At 66.0% G+C, this 20,057-nt stretch carries 18 protein-coding genes and 1 pseudogene; 7 read left to right on the plus strand and 12 right to left on the minus strand.

Going from position 1 to position 20,057, the window contains the following annotated elements:
- The 10 genes from ACIQ09_RS16240 to ACIQ09_RS16285 all read right to left on the minus strand — a co-directional run.
- On the minus strand, nt 1-161 hold a 161-nt coding region (locus tag ACIQ09_RS16240; RefSeq protein WP_398312169.1), incomplete at its 3' end, for a twin-arginine translocation signal domain-containing protein.
- Nucleotides 162-549: 388 nt separating this feature from the next.
- Nucleotides 550-1,125 carry an ANTAR domain-containing response regulator gene (locus ACIQ09_RS16245; protein ID WP_398312125.1) on the minus strand — a complete coding sequence of 192 codons (576 nt, stop codon included), beginning with the start codon at nt 1,123-1,125 and terminating at the stop codon, nt 550-552.
- Between the two features lie 74 nt (nt 1,126-1,199).
- Nucleotides 1,200-2,750 carry a SpoIIE family protein phosphatase gene (locus tag ACIQ09_RS16250; RefSeq protein ID WP_398312128.1) on the minus strand — a complete coding sequence of 517 codons (1,551 nt, stop codon included), beginning with the start codon at nt 2,748-2,750 and terminating at the stop codon, nt 1,200-1,202.
- Between the two features lie 90 nt (nt 2,751-2,840).
- Entirely contained in the window at nt 2,841-3,746 is a 906-nt protein-coding gene (locus tag ACIQ09_RS16255) for a response regulator (protein ID WP_398312131.1), read from the minus strand.
- Nucleotides 3,747-7,118, minus strand: coding sequence for a PAS domain-containing protein (locus ACIQ09_RS16260; protein ID WP_398312134.1), 3,372 nt, complete (start codon nt 7,116-7,118; stop codon nt 3,747-3,749). It lies immediately after the preceding gene.
- 94 nt (nt 7,119-7,212) lie between these two features.
- Nucleotides 7,213-7,437: a DUF2892 domain-containing protein gene (locus tag ACIQ09_RS16265; protein ID WP_296408544.1), complete on the minus strand. Its 225-nt coding sequence runs from the start codon at nt 7,435-7,437 to the stop codon at nt 7,213-7,215.
- Nucleotides 7,434-10,685, minus strand: coding sequence for an efflux RND transporter permease subunit (locus ACIQ09_RS16270; RefSeq protein ID WP_398312137.1), 3,252 nt, complete (start codon nt 10,683-10,685; stop codon nt 7,434-7,436). Before ACIQ09_RS16270 ends, ACIQ09_RS16265 begins: the two co-directional genes overlap by 4 nt.
- A 3-nt stretch (nt 10,686-10,688) precedes the next feature.
- The gene (locus ACIQ09_RS16275; RefSeq protein WP_398312140.1) at nt 10,689-11,654 is read right to left on the minus strand and encodes an efflux RND transporter periplasmic adaptor subunit; all 966 of its coding nucleotides are present in this window, start codon (nt 11,652-11,654) and stop codon (nt 10,689-10,691) included.
- A 151-nt stretch (nt 11,655-11,805) separates the two neighbouring features.
- Nucleotides 11,806-12,666 carry an ATP-binding protein gene (locus tag ACIQ09_RS16280; RefSeq protein WP_398312143.1) on the minus strand — a complete coding sequence of 287 codons (861 nt, stop codon included), beginning with the start codon at nt 12,664-12,666 and terminating at the stop codon, nt 11,806-11,808.
- Between the two features lie 7 nt (nt 12,667-12,673).
- Nucleotides 12,674-13,039 (minus strand): sirohydrochlorin chelatase, encoded by a 366-nt coding sequence (locus ACIQ09_RS16285; RefSeq protein WP_398312146.1) that lies wholly within the window; start codon nt 13,037-13,039, stop codon nt 12,674-12,676.
- Nucleotides 13,040-13,259: 220 nt separating this feature from the next.
- Between ACIQ09_RS16285 and ACIQ09_RS16290 the strand changes: the two genes are divergently transcribed.
- Nucleotides 13,260-14,081, plus strand: a complete 822-nt coding sequence (locus tag ACIQ09_RS16290; protein WP_398312149.1) for a peptidoglycan DD-metalloendopeptidase family protein — start codon at nt 13,260-13,262, stop codon at nt 14,079-14,081.
- Here ACIQ09_RS16290 and tcdA read toward each other — a convergent pair.
- Nucleotides 14,044-14,859: a tRNA cyclic N6-threonylcarbamoyladenosine(37) synthase TcdA gene (tcdA, locus tag ACIQ09_RS16295; RefSeq protein ID WP_398312172.1), complete on the minus strand. Its 816-nt coding sequence runs from the start codon at nt 14,857-14,859 to the stop codon at nt 14,044-14,046. The two genes, ACIQ09_RS16290 and tcdA, sit on opposite strands and share 38 nt — an antisense overlap.
- 82 nt (nt 14,860-14,941) lie before the next feature.
- Here tcdA and ACIQ09_RS16300 point away from each other — a divergent pair, with 82 nt between their 5' ends.
- Both ACIQ09_RS16300 and ACIQ09_RS16305 read left to right on the plus strand, forming a co-directional pair.
- Nucleotides 14,942-15,598: an HAD family hydrolase gene (locus tag ACIQ09_RS16300; protein ID WP_398312152.1), complete on the plus strand. Its 657-nt coding sequence runs from the start codon at nt 14,942-14,944 to the stop codon at nt 15,596-15,598.
- A gap of 318 nt (nt 15,599-15,916) precedes the next feature.
- Nucleotides 15,917-16,516 (plus strand): hypothetical protein, encoded by a 600-nt coding sequence (locus ACIQ09_RS16305; RefSeq protein WP_398312154.1) that lies wholly within the window; start codon nt 15,917-15,919, stop codon nt 16,514-16,516.
- A 76-nt stretch (nt 16,517-16,592) separates the two neighbouring features.
- Here the strand turns inward: ACIQ09_RS16305 and ACIQ09_RS16310 are convergent.
- Nucleotides 16,593-16,724 (minus strand): annotated as a pseudogene (locus tag ACIQ09_RS16310) (ISAs1 family transposase); the annotation flags it as partial.
- A gap of 213 nt (nt 16,725-16,937) precedes the next feature.
- Here ACIQ09_RS16310 and ACIQ09_RS16315 point away from each other — a divergent pair.
- The 4 genes from ACIQ09_RS16315 to ACIQ09_RS16330 form a co-directional block, all read left to right on the plus strand.
- Nucleotides 16,938-17,522, plus strand: a complete 585-nt coding sequence (locus ACIQ09_RS16315) for a hypothetical protein (RefSeq protein ID WP_398312157.1) — start codon at nt 16,938-16,940, stop codon at nt 17,520-17,522.
- A gap of 102 nt (nt 17,523-17,624) precedes the next feature.
- The gene (gene rfbF, locus ACIQ09_RS16320) at nt 17,625-18,395 is read left to right on the plus strand and encodes a glucose-1-phosphate cytidylyltransferase (protein ID WP_398312160.1); all 771 of its coding nucleotides are present in this window, start codon (nt 17,625-17,627) and stop codon (nt 18,393-18,395) included.
- Nucleotides 18,380-19,447, plus strand: a complete 1,068-nt coding sequence (gene rfbG, locus ACIQ09_RS16325; RefSeq protein WP_398312163.1) for a CDP-glucose 4,6-dehydratase — start codon at nt 18,380-18,382, stop codon at nt 19,445-19,447. The genes rfbF and rfbG overlap by 16 nt, the downstream gene beginning before the upstream one ends.
- Nucleotides 19,444-20,057 (plus strand): DegT/DnrJ/EryC1/StrS family aminotransferase (locus ACIQ09_RS16330; RefSeq protein ID WP_398312166.1); only part of this gene is annotated, 614 nt, incomplete at its 3' end. The genes rfbG and ACIQ09_RS16330, both read left to right, overlap by 4 nt.

The following is a 20,057-nucleotide window of genomic DNA, read 5'->3' on the forward strand; positions in this document are numbered from 1 at the left end:
AAGCCGATCTTTACTTCTTCAAGCTCCGGCTTGTCGGAGCCGGCCGCCCATGCACCACCTGCCGGGAGCACTGTGCCCATCGCTGCCATACCTCCAAGGGTTGCGCCGGCCTTGAGGAAGCCCCGGCGGGTAAGAATCTTGTCGTCGAATTGCTCGCTCATTGCTCGCCCCTGATCCGTAAGTACAAAAAAAGAGGGCGTCACATCGTCCCGCTCTATTCGCGGGAGGATGGACGCCCTTGTCCAAGTCTGATCGCCTGATCAAGCCGGGCCGCCGTTGGTCCGACTTCAGTCAAAACATAGCGAGCACCGTGCCAGAAAACGCAAAGCAATGATTTAAATCAAAAAAATACAAAATCGAACATATACACCTCTTTAGAGGTAGAAAAGATCTACCACTTTCATGCACTGGTGCAGTGCAGCACGCACCGCTTTGGGACATCGCTGGAGATCAACAGCCCAGAATCCGCGACCACCAAGAGATTCGGGGCGGAAGCTGCACTGCGCTTCCGCCCCGAATCAAGGCATTCCCGGAACAAATCTACCTCTTTCAGAGTAGCAGGCTCGCCATATCCACCACATCCCGCGCCACATCGGCCAGCTTGCGCCCCCGCTCCATGGCGAGCTTGCGCAGGGCGTGATAGGCCGCTTCCTCATCAAGACCGCGGGCCTTCATGAGCAGCCCCTTGGCCTTGTCCACCACGATGCGCTCGGTCAGCTTGCGGTTCGCGTCATCCAGTTCGGCACGCAGGGTCTGGAACTCCTCGAACTGGGCGATCGCGACCTCGACCAGGGAATCGAGGCGCTCGGCGCTCACGGAATCAACAACATACGACGACACTCCGGCCTTAACCGCACGCCGGATCATCGCCGAATCGGTGTCCTGGGAGAACAACAGCACCGGACGCGGACAATCCCGGTTCATCGTTGCCAGGTGTTCGAGGGTGTCGCGGCTGGGGGAATCGGCCTGAATGAAGATCACATCCGGCTTGGTGGCCAGAACCTGATCGGAGAGATCGAGGGCGCTGGACAGGACGGCAGCCACCTGATGGCCGGCCAGGGCCAGGGCCGCACAGACATCGGCGGCCCGCTCGCGGGAAGAATCAACAATCAGGACTCGGAGCATGGGGGGCAGCACCTTGAATACACATACACCCAACTAGCAGGAAACACGCCAGCCAGTCGACGCTGCCCCAGAAATCAGGCCCCGGCCTGCACCTCGCAGTCCAGGATCAGCACCGACACATCATCCGTCGCCGCCTGCCCGGCCAGGTGACGGGTCAGGGCCTGGCGCAGCCCGATGAGTCGTGAAGCCCTGGACGTGGCCTGCAGTACCTGCTCCAGCCCGGCCCGGCCGAAGGCCTGGCCTGCCGAATTTTCCGCCTCGGTAAGGCCGTCGGAACACAGGACGATCTGGCCCGGAACCGCCCACTGGAAAGCTTCGCACACCACGCCCCCTTCCGCTGACGGCAGGATGCCGAGGGGGAGCTGGCGGGAGCAGAAACGCTGTGCAACCTGACCGTGATCGTCGAGCAGCAGGACATCGGGTACACCGCCCACCCAGATCCGCCCTTCCTGCCGGGCAGCCTCCAGGCGCACCAGGGCCGATGCCACAAAATGCCCGGGCGGCAACAGGCCGCACAACATGTCATTGAGTTCCGTCGCCAGCACCTCAAGCGGTACGTTGCGCGCCGCCCCCCGGTAGAAGGCGCCAAGGGCCGGCAGCACACTGACCGCAGCGGCGAGCCCGTGGCCGGTGGCGTCGGCGAGCATGGCATAGAGGGCACCATCGGGCGCCCGGGCCACCGCCACCACATCACCGGAGAAATTGCGGGCCGGCATCACCGCGTACTGCACGGCCTCGTCATGAAGCCAGTCGGAGCGGATCTGGCGCTCCATGATGCTCATGGCCAGCTCCTGCTCCCGCTCCGACTCGTCGTGGTAACGCTGCAGCCGGGCGGCATCGTCAGCCAGCTGGCGCTGGATGCGCCGCGTCTCCGACACGTCGCGAATCACGCCGATGAACATGCGCCGGTTGGGCAACTGCAGATCGGACACGCCCAGCTCGATGGGAAAGACGCTGCCGTCCTTTCGCACAGCCTCCAGCTCGCGTATCTGTCCGATGACACGCTTCTGGCCGGTATCGACGTAGTGCTGCATGTAGCCGTCGTGGGCCTCGCGCTGGGGGCTGGGCATCAGCATGCGCAGGTTCCGCCCGACCATCTCGGATGCCGTGTAGCCAAAGATCCGGCTGATAGCCCGATTTACCGACAGAATGGTGCCCGCCGCATCAGCAGAAATGATTCCGTCGATCACGCCATTGGCCACCGCCCGGACCTGCTCCAGGGAGCCAGACAGGCGCCGCTGCATGTCCAGCAGCCGCCGAAGGGCCTTGAAGCGGGCCGAAAAGACGGGAAAGGACAGAGGCTTGGCCAGATAGTCATCGGCGCCGATGTCGAGACCGTGAACAATGTCCCCTTCGCCGCTGAGGGCCGACAGGATGATGATGGGCACCCAGTGGTCACCAGCGATGGCCCGGATCTGCCGGATGGCCTCGAAGCCGTCCATGCGCGGCATCATCAGATCCATCAGCACCACGTCCGGGGACTCGCGCCGGAAGATATCCACCGCCTCGACCCCGTCCCCGGCAAACAGGGGAACGCAATCCAGATGAGCCAGGAAGGCGCCGACGATGGTGCGGTTGGATGCGATGTCGTCGGCGACGAGCACACGCAAGATTTTCTCAGCCATCAACAGGCCTCGATTTCACCGTACAGGACTGCACCGCGCCATGGGCTCGAAATCCATCAACCAGGCCACCCGGCTGCCGCAACTTGGCGCTCATGGGCACCTCACCGGCTTGGGAACCGTCACCACCACCTGGTTGCCCGGGGGCAGGTAGGTGAGGCTCGCGAAGGACAACTGGCGTGACAGGGCAATGCCGCGGCCGTTGGGGGCAAAGGCCCGCTCCGGGTCGAAATCCAGGAAGCGGCGCCAGTCAAAGCCCGGCCCATCATCGCGAATCTCGAAGACCCAGCGGGTTTCATCGCCCCATACGCGCAGGCGTACCGTCTTGTCGCGGTTGGACTCCAGTGCCAGTCGACAGGCGACCTCCTCTTCCCAGCGGTCCGCCTCCCGCAGGCGGCTCTTCTCGGCAAAGTCGATCCCCAGGTTGCCGTGCTCAACGCCATTCACCAGCAACTCTGACAGGCCCATGGCCAGGGTTTCCGGCTGGGCGCCAAGAAGGGCCACGAAAGACGCCAGGGTGCGCGCCTCCTCAAGGGTGCGGATGGTGAAGGACGCTTCGGTCAGGCGGGCGAGGGCATGCTCGTGATCGACAAGGCTGGCCTTGAGCTCCCGGCGCACCCGCATGTCGTCGAGGGCCGAGCGGATGATGGTCTGCAGGGCTTCGCCCTCAAAGGGCTTGGTGAGGTAGTAGAAAGCCCCTGCGGCAAGGCCCTCGCGCACCTGCTCGGGGGAGGTTGCGGCGGTCTGCATGATCACCGGGATGGACCCAAGACGCTCGTCGGCCTTGATCTTGCGGAGCAGCATGATGCCATCCATGCCCGGCATCATGCGATCAAGGAGCACCAGATCAAAAGCGCTTTCGGGCCGGCTCAGCTCGGCCCACGCGCCCTCCCCCGACTCCACCATCACCAGATCGAAATCCATTTCGTCCAGGTATTCGGCAACGATGTCCAGATTGAAGGGTTCGTCGTCGACAACCAATATGCGTGCCTTACTCATCTAGCTTTCCTTTTGTGCGACAACCGCAGGCAGGCCGCGCGATGGCGCTTCCTCCAGCGGCAAGATAACGGTGAACTCGGCACCCCCAGTAGCGTTGCTACGGGCCGTGATACTGCCCTTGTGAGCCGCAACGATCTCCTGGCAGATGGCCAGCCCAAGGCCTGTGCCGCCTGCTCCGGTTCGGGTGCGACTGCTCTGTACAAACTTGTCGAACACCGCATCGAGCTCCTCAGGCGGAATACCGACCCCTTCGTCGGAGACGCTGAAAGCCACCCCCGGGCGTCCGCCCGGAAGGCTGGCGTGAGCCAGACGGAGGTGAATGCCCTTACCCTCAGGAGTGAACTTGGAGGCATTCGAAAGCAGGTTGCGTACCACCTGGCCGAGACGGACAGCGTCACCCATCGGATCCGGAAGCCCTGACGCAACGTCGAAAACCGGTTTCTGGTGTCGGGACTGAAAGAGTGCATCAAACTCGTTGAGTGCCTCGCTGATCACCTGCTCAAGCCGCACCGGCGATAAGTTCAGGACCATGCGCCCGGCCTCCAGTTTGGAGAGGTCAAGGAGGTCATTGAGCAGCGTCAGCAGGCGTTCACCGCTGACGCGGATGCGGTGGAAATAGCTGCGCAGCTTTTCGTGCCCGACCTGGGTCACCCGGGTTTCACCCAGCCGGGCATAGCTCAGCACCCCGTGCATCGGGGTGCGCAGCTCATGGGACATATTGGCCAGGAAGACAGACTTGGCCTCGTTGGCGGCTTCGGCAGCCTCCTTGGCGAGCTGCAGATCCTGGGTTCGGACCGCCACCAGGGAGGCCAGATTGAGGTTGTGGTCGAGGATCTGACTCTCCCGCGCCTTGGCCTCGTCGATATCCGAGTGAGTGCCGATCATGCGCAGCGGGCGACCGTCCTCGTCCCGCTCCACCACCAGGCCACGGGCCAGGATCCACTTGTAGCGCCCATCCCTGCAGCGCATCCGGACCTCATGGGTGAACATCGGAGATTCACCCTTCAGGTGCGCATCCTGGGCGGCCAGGGCCGGCCCCAGATCGTCCGGATGCACCCGATCAGACCAGTCGTCAATCGAGTCGGAGATCTCGCCTGGCTCATAGCCCAGCATGGTGATCCAGCGCGGCGAACGATAGACGTGACCAGTGATAATGTTCCAGTCCCACACCCCGTCCCCGGCGCCATCAAGGGCAAACTGCCAGCGCGCTTCGCTCTCCCGCAGGGCCAATTCGGCCAACCGGCGTTCGGTGACATCACGGATCACCGCCAGGCTGCCGCCGGTACGCACGGCCTGGAAACGCGCTTCAAAGTGACGCTCCGTGCCCCCCCGGCGCGATGCGTATTCGATACGCTGCAAGCGACCGCTGCGGGAGGCGGCAAGGGCCGCCTTGCCGAAACGCCGCGCCATGTCGGGCGACAGGGCCGCATCCAGACGACGCCCGAGGAAGTTCTCCGGCGGCATGGACAGGGCGTCGTCCGACGGCGCGTGGTAACGCACGATGTGCATCTCCCCATCGAGCTGGAAGAGCATGTCGGGGATGGCGGCAATCAGCGACTCGTTGGTCGCATGGGCTTCCTGGACCGCCAGCTGTTCGGCCTTGCGCGCCGTTACATCCTCGACGATCACCCACCGTGCGGCATCGCTGCCGCCGACCATGGTGGTGGTCACCACCACCGAGACGCGGTGCCCGAGCTTGTGGATGAGCTCGGTTTCGTAGGCCCGCGTGGGTGCGCCAAGGCAGGCATCCACCACCGCCCGCGCATCACGGCTGGCGAATTCCGCAGGATGCAGGGAAGGGCAAGCCGCACGGCACAACTCGTCCTCCGAGTACCCCGTGATTCGGCAAAAGGCAGCATTGGCCTGACGATAGCGCCCGGCAGCATCCACCAGGGCCATGCCCAGGGAGGCATGCCGGTACAAGGTATCGAGCTTTGCGTGGGAGTCAACGACGGCCTGCTGGGCACGCCGCAGTTCGGTGACATCAGATGCCGCGCCCGCCGTGCGCAGGGGGCGCCCGTCGACGCCAAACTCGGTCTTGCCTGCCAGTTGGAACCACCCCTGGCTTCCGTCGATACGACGGATCGGGACAACGCAGTCGAGCGCCCCCCGACCCAAGGCGTGAAGGCGGTAGGCCTGCAGAAACTCACGCCGTGCCGGCCGCGTCATGGACCGCAGGATGCCTCGAACCTGGCGTGGCAACCCGCCATCCGGGTAACCCAGGAGTCGATCGCAGCGCGGTGACAGAAAAAGCCGCGGACGCCCCGCCTGCCACTCCCAGATACCCTCGTCGGTGGCGGAAACCGCAAGTTCGAAACGTTTCTCGCTGTCCCGCAACTCCCCGGTCATCTGTTCGGCGATGGCCAGGGCCCGCTTCTGTTTGTCAGCCATGCTGGCGACGAGGATAGCGATGAGAAGGCTGATGGCTGCACCGCCCATGCCCGCCAGCGTAGACGTAGCCACCGTTGCGCTCGTCGGCGCGGTCATCGACAGGACCCACACCCGCCCCCCGAACTGGAGCCTGCGGGTGACACTACCGCCGGTTGCGCCGGAGAGCGCAAAGGAATACAGCGCCTGGGCGGGCACGGCGCTCGCGTCTACCACCTCCAACCCGTAACCCGGAATGGCGGATAGGCGCAGGATGTCGAACATCCGCACCACATTGACACCAATGACGATCAGGCCATCTGGTCCGATCTGTTGCTCCAGATCATCAACCGGGCGGGCCCTACGGTAAACCAGAACCCCACTGACCGGCTTTTCCTGGTCGCGCACCACCAGCGGCAGCGGTGGACTCATGGCCATCTTGCGGGAGCGGATGGCCGCCTCCATCGTCTGGCGACGCAGCGGCTCCGCGAATCCATCGTAGCCGATGATCCCCTCATTGCGGGCATCAAGGGGCCAGAAGTAACCGATAGGGTAGGCCAAGGGCCCCCGCGCCGGGTCGGGCGTCGGGTAGATCCTGACGTCACGACCATAGCTCGCGCTCAACAGCGCCTCGATGGCCTCCACCCGCGTCACCTCGACCCGCCTGGCCAGGGCGATGCCGGCCACTTCGGGCAACGCGTCCGCAGGCCGCAGGCCCGAGATGTACTTGTCGAATTCGTCGCGCTCGACCAGATGCTGGGCGTCGAACAGACCGGCCATGCCCCGCAGGATAAGGTCGATCTTGCCCAGACGATCGGCCAACTGCTGCTCCAGCCGATCCGCCGCTGCCTGATGCACGGCCTGCTCAAGCGCGGCTTCGTTGGTGTGGAGCCGGTGCCAACCCCAGGCTGTGATCAGCCCTCCCACCACCAGGGCCGCAACAAACCAGTGGCGTCGCCCGCCCGGCAGACTGCCGGACCGCGAAAGGCCGAACCTGTGGAACAAGGATGGGTGAGCGCTCATCACGAGGTGGTGAACGGCGCGCGCCGGGGAAGCTTGAGGGGGTCATCCAGGCCCCCTTCCCCTCAAAGCACAATGATCACCCGCAGGCCGGACCGTCCTTGACGCCAAACTTGCGCAGAATGTTCTCCAGCGGGCAGAAGCGGGTGAATCCGCTCTGCAGCAGATTGGCCCCCACAAAGGCCGTGAACCACAGGAACTTGCTGCTCACGAACAGCGGGCTCCCCTCCACCCCGAGGGCCAGGGAGATGAGCACGAAGGAGCCGGCAAAGACCCGGACGAACTGATTGACGCTGAGACTCATGGGGATTCTCCCTGAAGGGCGGCAACGCGCTTGTGCATGGCCGCGAAGTAAAGGACGGGGATGACGACCAGGGTCAGCAAAGTGGACACCAGCACGCCGAAGATCAGACTGATGGCCAGACCGTTGAAGATCGGATCGTCCAGAATGAATACCGCACCGATCATTGCCGCCAGCCCGGTCAGGCCGATGGGCTTGGCGCGCACCGCCGCGGCGTGAATGGTGGCCTCGGCAAAGGACGTGCCGGCCCGCACCTGCTGGTCGATGAAGTCCACCAGCAAAATGGAGTTGCGCACGATGATGCCAGCCAGGGCGATCATCCCGATCATGCTGGTGGCGGTGTACTGGCTGCCCAGCAGCGCATGGCCGGGCATCACCCCGATGATCGTGAGCGGGATCGGCGCCATGATGATCAGCGGCACCAGATAGCTGCGGAACTGGGCCACCACCAGCACATAAATCAGCACCAGCCCCACCGCGTAGGCGGCGCCCATGTCGCGGAAGGTCTCGTAGGTGATCTGCCATTCGCCGTCCCACTTGATGGCGTAGCCGGCGTAGGGATCGTCGGGCTGGTGGATGAACCACTCGTCGAGCGTACCGGCCAGGCGCGGCCCGACCAGGGGCATGTCCTTGAGGCGGCTGCGGATGTCGAACATGCCGTAGAGGGGCGAATCCAGCTTGCCGCCCATGTCGCCGGTCACGTACACCACCGGCAGCAGGTCCTTGTGGTAGATCACCTGCTCCCGGGTGGCGGGCAGCACGTCCACCAGCTCCGACACCGGCACCAGCGTTCCGGCCGCTTCGGGGGCGCGGGCGCGCACCTTCATCTGCAGGATCTGCCCGACCGACGAGAGCTGCTCCGGCGGCAGGCTCAGGCGCACCGGGATCTCGTACTTGTTGTCGCCCCCATGCACGGGGGTCACGTTTTCGCCACCCAGGCCCAGGCGCATCACCTCGACGATGTCGGCCTGGGCCACGCCCAGCCGCGCGGCCTTGGCCTGATTGACGCGCAGCACCAGCTTGGGGGCCTCCTCGTCCACCGTGTCGTCCACACCGACGATGTCAGGGGTGGCCTCGAAGGCCTGGCGCACCTGCCGCGCCACCGCCACCTGGCCGGCGTAGTCGGGGCCATACACCTCGGCCACGATGGGCGACAGCACCGGCGGGCCCGGCGGCACTTCAACCACCTTGGCATTGCCACCATGCCTCTTCGCGATGGCGGCCACCGTATCGCGCACGGAGATCGCCACCTCGTGGCTCTTGCGGCTACGCTGGTGCTTGTCCACCAGGTTCACCTGGATGTCGCCCATCTCCGGCTGGGCGCGCAGGTAGTACTGGCGCACCAGGCCATTGAAGTTGATGGGGGCCGCGGTGCCCGCGTAGGCCTGGAAGTCGGTCACCTCATCGACGCCGGCCAGCGCCTCGCCGATCTCCCGCAGGACTTCGGCGGTGCGCTCTACCGGCGTACCGACGGGCATGTCGAGCACCACCTGGAACTCGCTCTTGTTGTCGAAGGGCAGCATCTTGAGCACCACCAACTGCACCACGGCCAGGGACACCGAAAGCACGATGGCCAGCACCACCCCGAACCACAACTTGGCCCGGGCCCGACCGCCTGTCACGGGGTCGAGCAGCGGCGTCATGAGACGGCGGAAAAAGCCTTCGAGGCCCGCCGTGATGCGATCAGGCACATGTTCGGTGCTATGGCCATGCCCGCCCTTCATCAGCTTGCCCGCCAACCAGGGGGTGACCACGAAGGCCACCGCCAGGGAGATGAACATGCCCATGGACGAATTGATGGGGATGGGGCTCATGTAGGGCCCCATCAGCCCACTCACGAAGGCCATCGGCAAGAGCGCCGCGATCACCGTAAAGGTGGCCAGGATGGTCGGCCCACCCACCTCGTCCACCGCCCGGGGGATCAGCTCCCACAGGGGCTTGCCCGGTTCCAGGGTCTGCCAGCGGTGGATGTTCTCCACCACCACGATGGCGTCGTCCACCAGGATGCCGATGGAGAAGATCAGGGCGAACAGGCTGACCCGGTTGAGGGTGAAGCCCCAGGCCCAGGAGGCAAACAGGGTTGCCGCCAGGGTCAGGGTCACCGCCGCGCCGACGATCACCGCCTCGCGCCGGCCCAGGGCCAGCAGCACCAGCAGAACCACCGCCGAGGTGGCAAACACCAGCTTGCCGATGAGCTTGTCGGCCTTCTCGGTGGCGGTGGCGCCATAGTTGCGGGTCACGCTCACCTCGACGCCCTCGGGCACCACGCTGCCCTTCAGAGCGTCCATGCGCCGGATCACACCGTCGGCCACGTCGGCCGCGTTCTCGCCCGGCTTTTTGGAGATGGACAGGGTCACTGCCGGAAAGCGCTCGCCGGCAGCCTCCGCACCGACCGAACCCTTGCCCAGCCCATGCCAGACAAAGCGCGACGGCTGGTCAGGCCCGTCCACCACCCGGGCCACGTCGGCCACCGTAACCGGTTTTCCGCCGGACACGCCGATCACCAGGCGCTTCACGTCGTCGGCACTGGCGATGTAGGTGCCTGTCTGCACCAGCACCTCCTGCCCCGCCGCGGTCAGGGTTCCGCTGGGCTGGGAGGCATTGGCCAGCAGCAGCGCGCCTTTCAGATCCTGAGGGGTGACGCCGAAGCCGTTCATCCGGCCCGGGTCCATCAGCACCCGCAGCACGTGGCCAGGGCCGCCGATGGTGCTCACGTCGCGGGTGCCACGCACGCGCTTGAGCTCCATCTCTACGGCACGCCCCACCTGCTGCAGCTCGAAGGCCGAACGCGCCGGATCGCGGGTCCATAGGGTGAGGGCGACGATGGGCACATCGTCGATGCCCTTCGGCTTGATGATCGGCTCACCCACGCCAAGCTGCGGGGAGATCCAGTCCTGGTGGCTGTGGATGGTGTCGTAGAGGCGCACCAGGGCATCCTGGTTCTTCACCCCGACCTTGAACTGCACGGTGATCACCGCCATGCCGGGACGGGACACGGAGTACACGTGATCCATGCCGGCGATGCGCGACAGCACCTGCTCGGCCGGGCGGGCCACCAGGGCCTCCACGTCCTTCGCCGACGCGCCGGGGAAGGCCACCATCACGTCGGCCATGGTGACATCGATCTGGGGCTCCTCCTCCTTCGGCGTGATCAGCGTGGCAAACACGCCGAGCAGCATCAGGACCAGGGCCAGCAGGGGGGTAAGCGCGTTACGCTGGAACAGCGCCGCGATGCGTCCGGAAATCCCCATGATTCAGCGCTTCTGACGCAGGAGGCCGGCACGCACCGGATCCAGGGCGATCGTTTCGCCCCCCGCCAGTCCGGCCAGCACTTCGACGGAGCCGTCGGCCAGCACTGTGCCTAAACGCACCTGGCGCAAGCTGAAGCCGCCCTTGCCATCCGCCACGTAAACACCCGTCACCTCGCCACGGCGCAACACCGCCGCCGCCGGCACCGCCACGCCGGACGGGGCGTCGCCCCCGGTCAGGAAATGCACCCGGGCGGCCATGCCCGGCACCACGCCTGCAGCGTCGGCCGGCAGATTGACGCGGACCCGGGCGGTATGGGTGCGCGGATCGGCTGAGGGCAGGACGGTGATCCCACTCCCATCGAACCAGCGACCACTCTCGGGAAACTCGATTCTCGCCCGCAGACCGGGCTTGCCCAGATCCGCCAGACGCGATTGGGGCACATCGGCCACCGCGCGCAGACCGCCGGGCTCATGGATGATCAGCAGGGGCCGGCCGGGCTGGGCCATCTCGCCCACCTCGGCCAGGCGCTGGGCCACCACACCGGACAAGGGCGCCGTCACCGTTGCGAAGCCCCGCGCGGTATCGACCTGCGCACGCCCCGCCTCGGCCGCCTTGTGCTGGGCGGCAGCCGTATCGAAGGCGGCCTGGGCCTGATCGACCGCACTGGCACTGACAAAGCTGCGTGCCTTCAGGCTGCGGGCCCGCTCCAGGGCCAGCCGGGCATCCTCCATGCGGGCCCGCGCCGCCGCCACATTGGCACCTGCCGCAGCCACAGCCTGGTCGGCCTCGCGGGTATCGATGCGCATCAGCACATCGCCCTGGCGAACCCGGGCACCCGCATCGACGCGGGTTTCGAGCACCCGCCCCTGCACCTGGGCCGCCACGGTGGCCTGACGGACGGCCTCGATGGTGGCTTCAGCCGCGTAACTGCGGGCCTGGACATGAGGCCGTAGCTGGACAGTGGGCACAGGGCTGTTCGCCTCGTCGGCGGACGCAGCCAGGGAAAAGCATAGGAGCACTCCGGCAAGGAGCGCCCCAGCATGGGAAGTAGGGTATCGACGCATAATATAAGAATACACTTATATTATGCGTCGTCAAGGCGAGGTGCCGCGCCAGCACTCAGCCAGTGCGCCGCACCACCCCCTCCACGCAACGGCCACCGTCCAGGAACACCAGCTCGGGGAAGGCCAGCATGCGTGCAATGGCGATCCCGCGGCCATGGGGCTCCACCGAGCGGGTAGGATCGAGATCGAGATAGGGCCGCGGATCAAAGCCCTGCCCCTGATCGCGAATCAGGAATCGCACCTCCCGCGGGCGACACTCGACCCGCAGGTAGGCAAAGCGCGCCGCGTACTCGGGCAGACCAAGCAGGCGCTCAACCTCGTTGCGCCAGGCCCCAGCGGCCATCAGTTCGCCTTTGCGCACGAAACCGAGGCCCAGGTTGCCGTGCTCGATGGCATTGTTCATCAACTCTGACAGGGCGATCTGGACACTGGCCGGATCGGGGCACAGCCCCGCTACCAGCTGCGACAAGCCCGACACATCCTCAAGGGAGCGGAACGGAAAACAGCCGCCTGAGGGCGTCAGCACCTCGCCGCCAGGCAGCATCATCGCCGCCATCAGGGTACGCAGTTCGACCGGCTTCACGGCAAAGCCCGCCACCCCGGACACCAGGCCGGCCTCAATGGCCGGGAGGTCTTCGGCTTCCACCAGCATGGTCACCGCCACCTCGTTGCGGCGCAGGCCGTCAAGCAGCTCGGCCGCCGCTGCGCCGGGAACGGCATCCAGCACGACCCGCCCCACCCCCGGCCGCCCCGCCGCGAGACGCGCACGTGCCGCAGCGGTACCCAGGCACTCGCACACGAAACCGGCGGTCAGCAGGCCGTGCTCAAGACGCTCCACCGATCGGGGATCATCCCCGATCACCCACACCCGCCCGGTCATCGACCGCAGGAAACTACCCTGACCCGAATGGAACATGGGAGGCTCAGGCGCCCGCGGCAAAGGCCGCCATGGCCCGGACAACGCCTTCATCCTCGCCCACGGCGGTCGCCAGCTCAATGCTGCAGGCCGGGTGCCGGGCCCGCACCTCCTCGATCAACGCAGGCACATCCCGCTTCAGATGGCCGCCCTGGGCCAGAAACAAGGGCACCACCCTGACCTGCCGGGCGCCCGACGCTGCCGCAGCCTCCACTGCTGCAGCCAGAGTCGGCTCCATCAATTCCAGAAAGGCGACGCTGACCGCCGCGTCCGGCCGCAGGCGCTGCACTTCAGCGGCAACCCGCCGGGCCGGCTTGGCCCACTCCGGATCCCGCGCCCCATGGGCAAACAGCACGATGGCTTGCTGCGACATTCAGTTCTCCCTGTTTTGCGCCCAGGGGACAGAGCAACGGGCTCCGCCCCATGGCGGCCGATCCAAGAAGGGAGAGGCCACCCAGGCAAATTTGCAATAAGCTTCACAGGATCTTAATCCGGGGTAGCAGCGGTTCATGTCCAAATCCGTCACCCCCTTCCTGCATCCTGCAACCATGTGTGAAATAGTCCCCTCCAGGCCACAATTAGTTCGTGCAGCCATGCTCTGCCTGTTCTCGGCAGCCCTCGTCCCCCAAATCGCCAGCGCCCAGGTCCGCCTGGCGGCGGTGCCCGGCGGCGTTGTGGCACTCACCGTCGCCCCGGCCAGCGCACCCCGCCCGGAAGTGCGCTTCGGTGGCAAACCCGTGCTCCTTCAGCAGGGCCCGGAGGGCTGGCAGGCGCTGGTTGGCCTGCCCCTGGATACCCCGCTGGGCGAACAGGCCGTCGAAGTCGGCCCCGAGGCCCGGCGTCTGCCCTTTCAGGTCGGCCCCAAGGCCTATCCGGAACAGCGCCTGACCCTGAAGAACCCGAAAATGGTCAGCCCCGACCCGGACGACCTGGACCGCATCGCCGCCGAGCGGGAGCGCCAGATCCGGGTACGCAGCCAGTTCCGGGATGTGCCCGTGGCCCGCACCGATCTCGACCTGCCCACCGCCGGGCGGCTGTCCAGCCGCTTCGGCCTGCGCCGGGTGTTCAATGGCGAACCCCGCGCGCCCCATACCGGCCTCGACGTGGCGGCCCCCGCGGGCGCCCCCATCCGCGCGCCGGCGGACGGCGTGGTGAGCCTGGTGGACGATCTCTATTTCAACGGGAAAACGGTATTCGTGGACCACGGTCAGGGCTTCGTGAGCATGGTCTGCCACCTCAGCCAGACCCGCGTCGAGGTCGGCCAGACGGTGCGCCGGGGCGAGCTGCTCGGCCTGGTCGGCAATACCGGCCGGGCCACAGGCCCGCACCTGCACTGGAGCGTCTATCTGAATGGCGCGGCCGTGGACCCGGCCCTCTTCATCGGGCCGACACCGGACCCGAAGCCAGCCCGTTGATCACCCGGGCTGCGGCGAACATGCCCACGCAGGCCGTCACCGTGACCACCGAACCGAAGCCGGCGCAGTTGAGGCCGGCCGGACCTGGCGCCCCGGCGGCACCGGCCGCCACATCGCAGGCAGCCTCTGGCGCCGGGTAACGCAGGGGCTCGGTGGAGAACACCGCCTCCACACCAAACTTCTTCTTCGGGTCGCGGGTAAAGCCATGGGCCTTGCGCAACTGCCCGCGCACCTTGGCAAGCAGAGGGTCCTGGAGGGTACGGGCCAGGTCATCCACGCGGATCTGCGTCGGGTCGATCTGCCCACCTGCGGCCCCGCAGGTGACCAGGGGCAGGCCCCGCTCCCGGGCCACGGCGATCATCGCCACCTTCACGCGCACGGCATCGATGGCGTCCACCACGTAATCGAAGCCCCCCGCCAGCAGCTGCGCAGCGTTATCCACGGTCACGAAGTCATCCACCACCGCCACCCGGCAGGCCGGGTTGTAGCCGGCGATGCGCTCGCGCATGGCCTCCACCTTGGCCTGCCCCAGGGTGGCGTCGGCGGCATGGATCTGCCGGTTGATGTTGGACTCCGCCACGTGGTCCAGATCGATCAGGGTCAAGCGGCCCACGCCGGTACGAGCCAGGGCTTCCACCGCCCATGACCCCACCCCACCGATACCCACCACGCACACATGCGCCGCGGCCAGCCGGGCCCGCCCCGCATCCCCATACAGGCGGGCAATGCCGCCAAAGCGGCGGGAATCATCGGGAAGGTTCAGGTCGGCGGAGTCCATGGCAGTCCAGCAGCAGTCGAGGCGCGCAAATATAACCGAGCAGGCGATAATCGCCCCCATCCGATCCCTCCTGCCCCCCGCCATGGCCCGCTACCCGCACATCCTCTTCGATCTCGACGGCACCCTCATCGACTCCGCCCCGGCCATCCTCGCCAGCTTCCGCGACGCCTTCGCCCAGACTGGCATCGCGCCCGTGCGCAGCATCGACGAGAGCATCATCGGCCCACCGCTGCTGGAAACCCTGCAGCTCCTTTCGGGCAGCCAGGACGCGGCCCTGACCAGCCGCCTCGCCGACGCCTTCAAGGCCAGCTACGACACCGAAGGCTACAAGGCCACCGCCGCCTATGCCGGTGTCGGCGCCCTGCTCGCCAGCCTTGCGGGTGCCGGCCTGACCCTGTCCATCGCCACCAACAAGCGCATCCACCCCACCCGCCTGATCCTCGAACACCTGGGCTGGCACACCCACTTCGCCCACGTCTACGCCCTCGATCTCTTTGCCCCGCGCCTACCCGACAAGGCCGCCATGATCGGCCGCCTGCTGGCCGACCAGGCCATCCCCACGGACAAGGCCATCTACATCGGCGACCGCAGCGAAGACGGCGAATCCGCCGATGCCAACAGCCTGCCCTTCATCGCCGTCACCTGGGGCTACGGCAGCATCCAGCCCACCGAGATGGCCGCCCACTGGCGCCACGCCGCCACCCCCGAGGCCCTGGGCCAGGCGTTGCTGGCGGACTGAGCAGGGATCTTCAAGCCCGTAATTGCCGTGCTGAATGGCTGCTGCCGGATAGTCGTCTGACGTTGCAGCCACTGATTGATGAGCAGGAGCTGGACAGCAGGCGCCTTGCTCATTGGACATACTCCATGCCGAATGCAACGGAACCGCCCTGCACGAAATGTGGAAGCATCCACTACGGATATTGGACCTCTTCAACCACTGTGCTATCAGTGCCAGTTCCGAAAGAACGCTGGTGCTTAACCCTGCGTTCAAGGCGACCTGCGCGAAAAGCCTCGCAGGCGCCTCCACTTCACGTTAGGCGTGACGAGTGAGTGCGCAATGAATTTGCTAGGTAAGTGGCTTTTCATCCTTTCTTTGATTGCTGCCTGTGGAGTTGCTGCCTGGTTTTTGGCGCCACTACTTGAGGTTAGTTTTGAAATTGCGTCACTTGTCGCAATGACAATTGCATATCTTTTGCTTTCCGCATATCTCGAATTATTTCGTCACCGGTTGCGGAAAAATGTTGAAGGAATGACTGTTGAAGAAAGAGTAGCCCTCTCGGAACTCGAACCCGAAATACGGTACTCCATACCGGCAGCAGGCTCTGCGTCTCCGAGGATAACTACACTAGTCGGAGCCATCGCAGTTAATGGACCTGTGATCCCTCTCATGGTTGGACCGCTTGCATTGCTTCAGTATGTTTTCAATGTTCACCACCCACTTGCAATGGCACTTAGCTTGGCGCTGGGATTCGTCTTGGCTTGGGCATGGTGGTCAGTGGGGGTAACCGTGTGGCGGTGGTGGGCTACTTCACACCGTGGTATGCCACCGGGTGAGGTGCAATGGAGAGGCGAAGAGGCTTCTATCTTGTGGCCAGAAAATCACTTCTTCGAGAAAACAGAACTTGGAAAGCTAATCTCCCGGCGCAGAGCATCGTAGCCATATGACGTCCAACGATTAAGGTTAGATCGTGATCGCAAAGCGGGCCAGGGCTCCCGCAGCGACCCATCCGACATCACCCCTCCTCTTCATCATCGTTGTTCTCCCCCTCCACCGCCAACCCCAGCAGTGCAGCCCGAAACTCATCCAAGGTCGCAGCCAGCAATCGTTTGGTCTTGATGCTGGTTTTGACCGAGGTGTTCAACTGCGATGCCCGCAGGGATGGGGCACGAGGCGACCCCGGTTGCCCTTGGCATTACGAATCTGGACACGCATCGGGGTCGTGAGTCTCCGTGAGGGGCTTTCTGTGACGCAAGTGGCGGTACGAAGCGAGCTTGATTGCAGCCGGCTTTCCCCGGCTTCCATCCCTGTGCGACACTACTTGCGGTCTCCTTCACCCCACTTTCATATCCATCCGGCCATGACCACTACATCCTCACGTAGCCTGCTCACCCTCGGGGTGCTGGCCGGCACCCTCGCCCTCATTCCGCCCGACGCCGACGCCCGCCGCTTTGGCGGTGGCCGCAGTATCGGCATGAGCCACAGCACGCCCGCGCCGGTGCACGCACCCCACCACGCCCCCCACTACGACAGCCACGTTTCCTCCCCCACCCCAACCCTCCGCTACCAGACGCCGCTGCCGCCCACCGAAACCCGTTTCCGCAGCACCAACTACGGTTCGGACGTGACCCACACGATCCTGCGTTCAACATCCCTCGGCATTGCACGGCGCCCCCGTCCGTCCGAGCAGGCCGCTCCTGCAGCCTATTCGCCCGGTGAGTCCGGCCCCAGCGAGGACGCCCTGCGGATCATCGAAGCCAGCCGGCAGCGTGATGCCCAGAGTCAGGAAAACAACGTGCGCTCCCCGCGCGTCGCCGACCCGCGTTTTGCCCGCATCACCGACAACGTGGCCCCCTCCCGCCCCTGCGAGTTCAAGCCCGTGATGACCGACGACGACTACATCGTCTGCGGCGCCACGCCGCCGAGCTATTCCGCCGGCCGCTAAGGCACGACGCGGACGGAAATACCCCCCTTTCCCCCTCCTGTTCCGCCCTAAGCCCAGCCCCTGCCACGCATAACATCGGCTCCATATTCCCCTGGAGCGCCGATGAAAGCCGTGATCCTCGCGGGTGGCCTGGGCACCCGCATCAGCGAAGAGACCGTCAACCGCCCGAAGCCGATGATCGGCATCGGCGGCCGACCCATTCTCTGGCACATCATGAAGATCTATTCCAGCCACGGCATTCACGACTTCGTGATCTGCTGCGGCTACATGGGCTACGTGATCAAGGAGTACTTCGCCAACTACTTCCTGCACATGTCGGACGTCACCTTCGACATGACCCACAACCGCATGGAGATCCACGAACGCCACGCCGAGCCCTGGCGCGTGACCCTGGTGGACACCGGCGACACCACCCAGACGGGCGGTCGCCTGGGCCGCGTGCGCCAGTACCTGGAAGACGAAGAGGCCTTCTGCTTCACCTACGGCGACGGGGTGGCCGACATCGACATCAGCGCCGAAATGGCCTTCCATCGCAGCCACGGCAAGCTGGCCACCGTCGCCGCCGTGCAGCCCCCCGGGCGCTTCGGCTCCCTGGAACTGAAGGGCGACGCCGTCAGCGCTTTCGTCGAGAAGCCCCTGGGTGACGGCGGCTTCATCAACGGCGGTTTCTTCGTGCTTTCGCCCAAGGTGCTCGACCTCATCGACAGCGACCAGACCATCTTCGAAGGCCCAGTTCTCGGCGAGCTCATCGCCCGGGACCAGCTCGCCGCCTTCCAGCACACCGGCTTCTGGCGCCCCATGGACACCCTGCGCGACAAGACCGTGCTGGAGGATCTGTGGACCAGCGGCAATGCCCCATGGAAGACCTGGTGAATCCGGCCTTCTGGCGGGGCCGGCGGGTCTTCCTCACTGGCCACACCGGCTTCAAGGGCAGCTGGCTGAGCCTGTGGCTCCAATCGATGGGCGCCGAGGTGTACGGCTACGCCCTCGCCCCGGAAACCACCCCGGCCCTCTTCGAGGTGGCCGACGTGGCCCGCGGCATGCACTCCACCCTGGGTGACGTGCGCGACTACGCCGCCCTGCACACCGCCATGGCCGCCGCACGGCCGGAGATCGTCCTCCACCTGGCGGCCCAGCCCCTGGTGCCCCTGTCCTACGCGGTACCGGTGGACACCTTCGCCACCAACGTGATGGGCACGGTGCACCTGCTCGAGGCCTGCCGCCAGGTGCCCGGCATCCGGGCCGTGGTGGTGGTGAGCAGCGACAAGTGCTACGAAAACCGCGAGCAGCCGCAGGGCTACCAGGAAGGCGACCCCATGGGCGGTCACGACCCCTACTCCGCCAGCAAGGGCTGCACCGAGCTGGTCGTCGCCTCCTACCGCCGGTCCTTCATGGCCGCCAGCGGCATCCCCGTGGCCAGCGCCCGCGCCGGCAACGTGATCGGCGGTGGCGACTGGACCCCGAGCCGGCTGGTGCCCGACGTGCTGGCCGCCTTTGCTGCCGGCAACCCCGTCACCCTGCGCAATCCGGGCGCCATCCGCCCCTGGCAGCACGTGCTGGAGCCCCTGTCCGGCTACCTGCTGCTCGCCCAGCGGCTTGTCGAAAGCGGCCCGGCCGTTGCCGAAGGCTGGAACTTCGGCCCCGACGACAGCGACGCCAAGACCGTCGCCTGGGTCGTCGAGCGCCTGGCCGAAGGCTGGGGCCCCGACGCCAGCTGGGCCGTAGCCGACACACCCCAGGTGCACGAAGCCCATACCCTCAAGCTTGACTGCAGCAAAGCCCGCGACCGGCTGGACTGGCGCCCCCGCTGGCATGCCGGCGAAGCCGTGGCCCGCAGCCTCGCCTGGCATCGTGCGTGGCGCAGCGGCGCCGACATGCAGCGCTACACCCTCGACGAAATCGTCGCCTTCGGAAGCCCCCCATGAGCCTGATTCGCAAGACCCTCACCCCTGGCGCCGACGGCCGCCTCCAGCTCGACCTGCCGGAGCTGGCCGGGCAGGAACTGGAGATCATCGTCCGCCCGGCCCGGGCCGCCACCTCAGCGCAGGCCTGGCGCCCGGGCATTGATGCCGTTCCGCCCTCCGGCAAGGTCGTCGGCGACCCCGAGAAGGACGCCATGATCGACGCGGCGCTGGACGCGTGGCTCACCACCGGGCGCTTCAACGACGCCTTCGAGGCCCGCCTGGCCGCCTTCGTCGGCGTGGCCCACGCCCTCACCGTCAATTCCGGCTCGTCGGCCAATCTGGCGGCCTTCTCGACCCTCACCTCGCCCAAGCTGGGCGCCCGCGCCATCCAGCCCGGCGACGAGGTGATCACCGTGGCCGCGGGCTTCCCGACCACCGTCAATCCCATTCTCCAGAACGGCGCAGTACCGGTCTTTGTGGACGCCACCCTGCCCGGCTACAACATCGATGTGAGCCTGCTGGAGGCGGCCCTGTCGCCCCGCACCAAGGCCATCATGATCGCCCACACCCTGGGCAACCCCTTCGACCTGGACGCCATCTGCGCCTTTGCCCAGGCCCACGGCCTTTGGCT

This window comes from Zoogloea sp., from assembly GCF_044344315.1.
Classification (GTDB): domain Bacteria; phylum Pseudomonadota; class Gammaproteobacteria; order Burkholderiales; family Rhodocyclaceae; genus Zoogloea.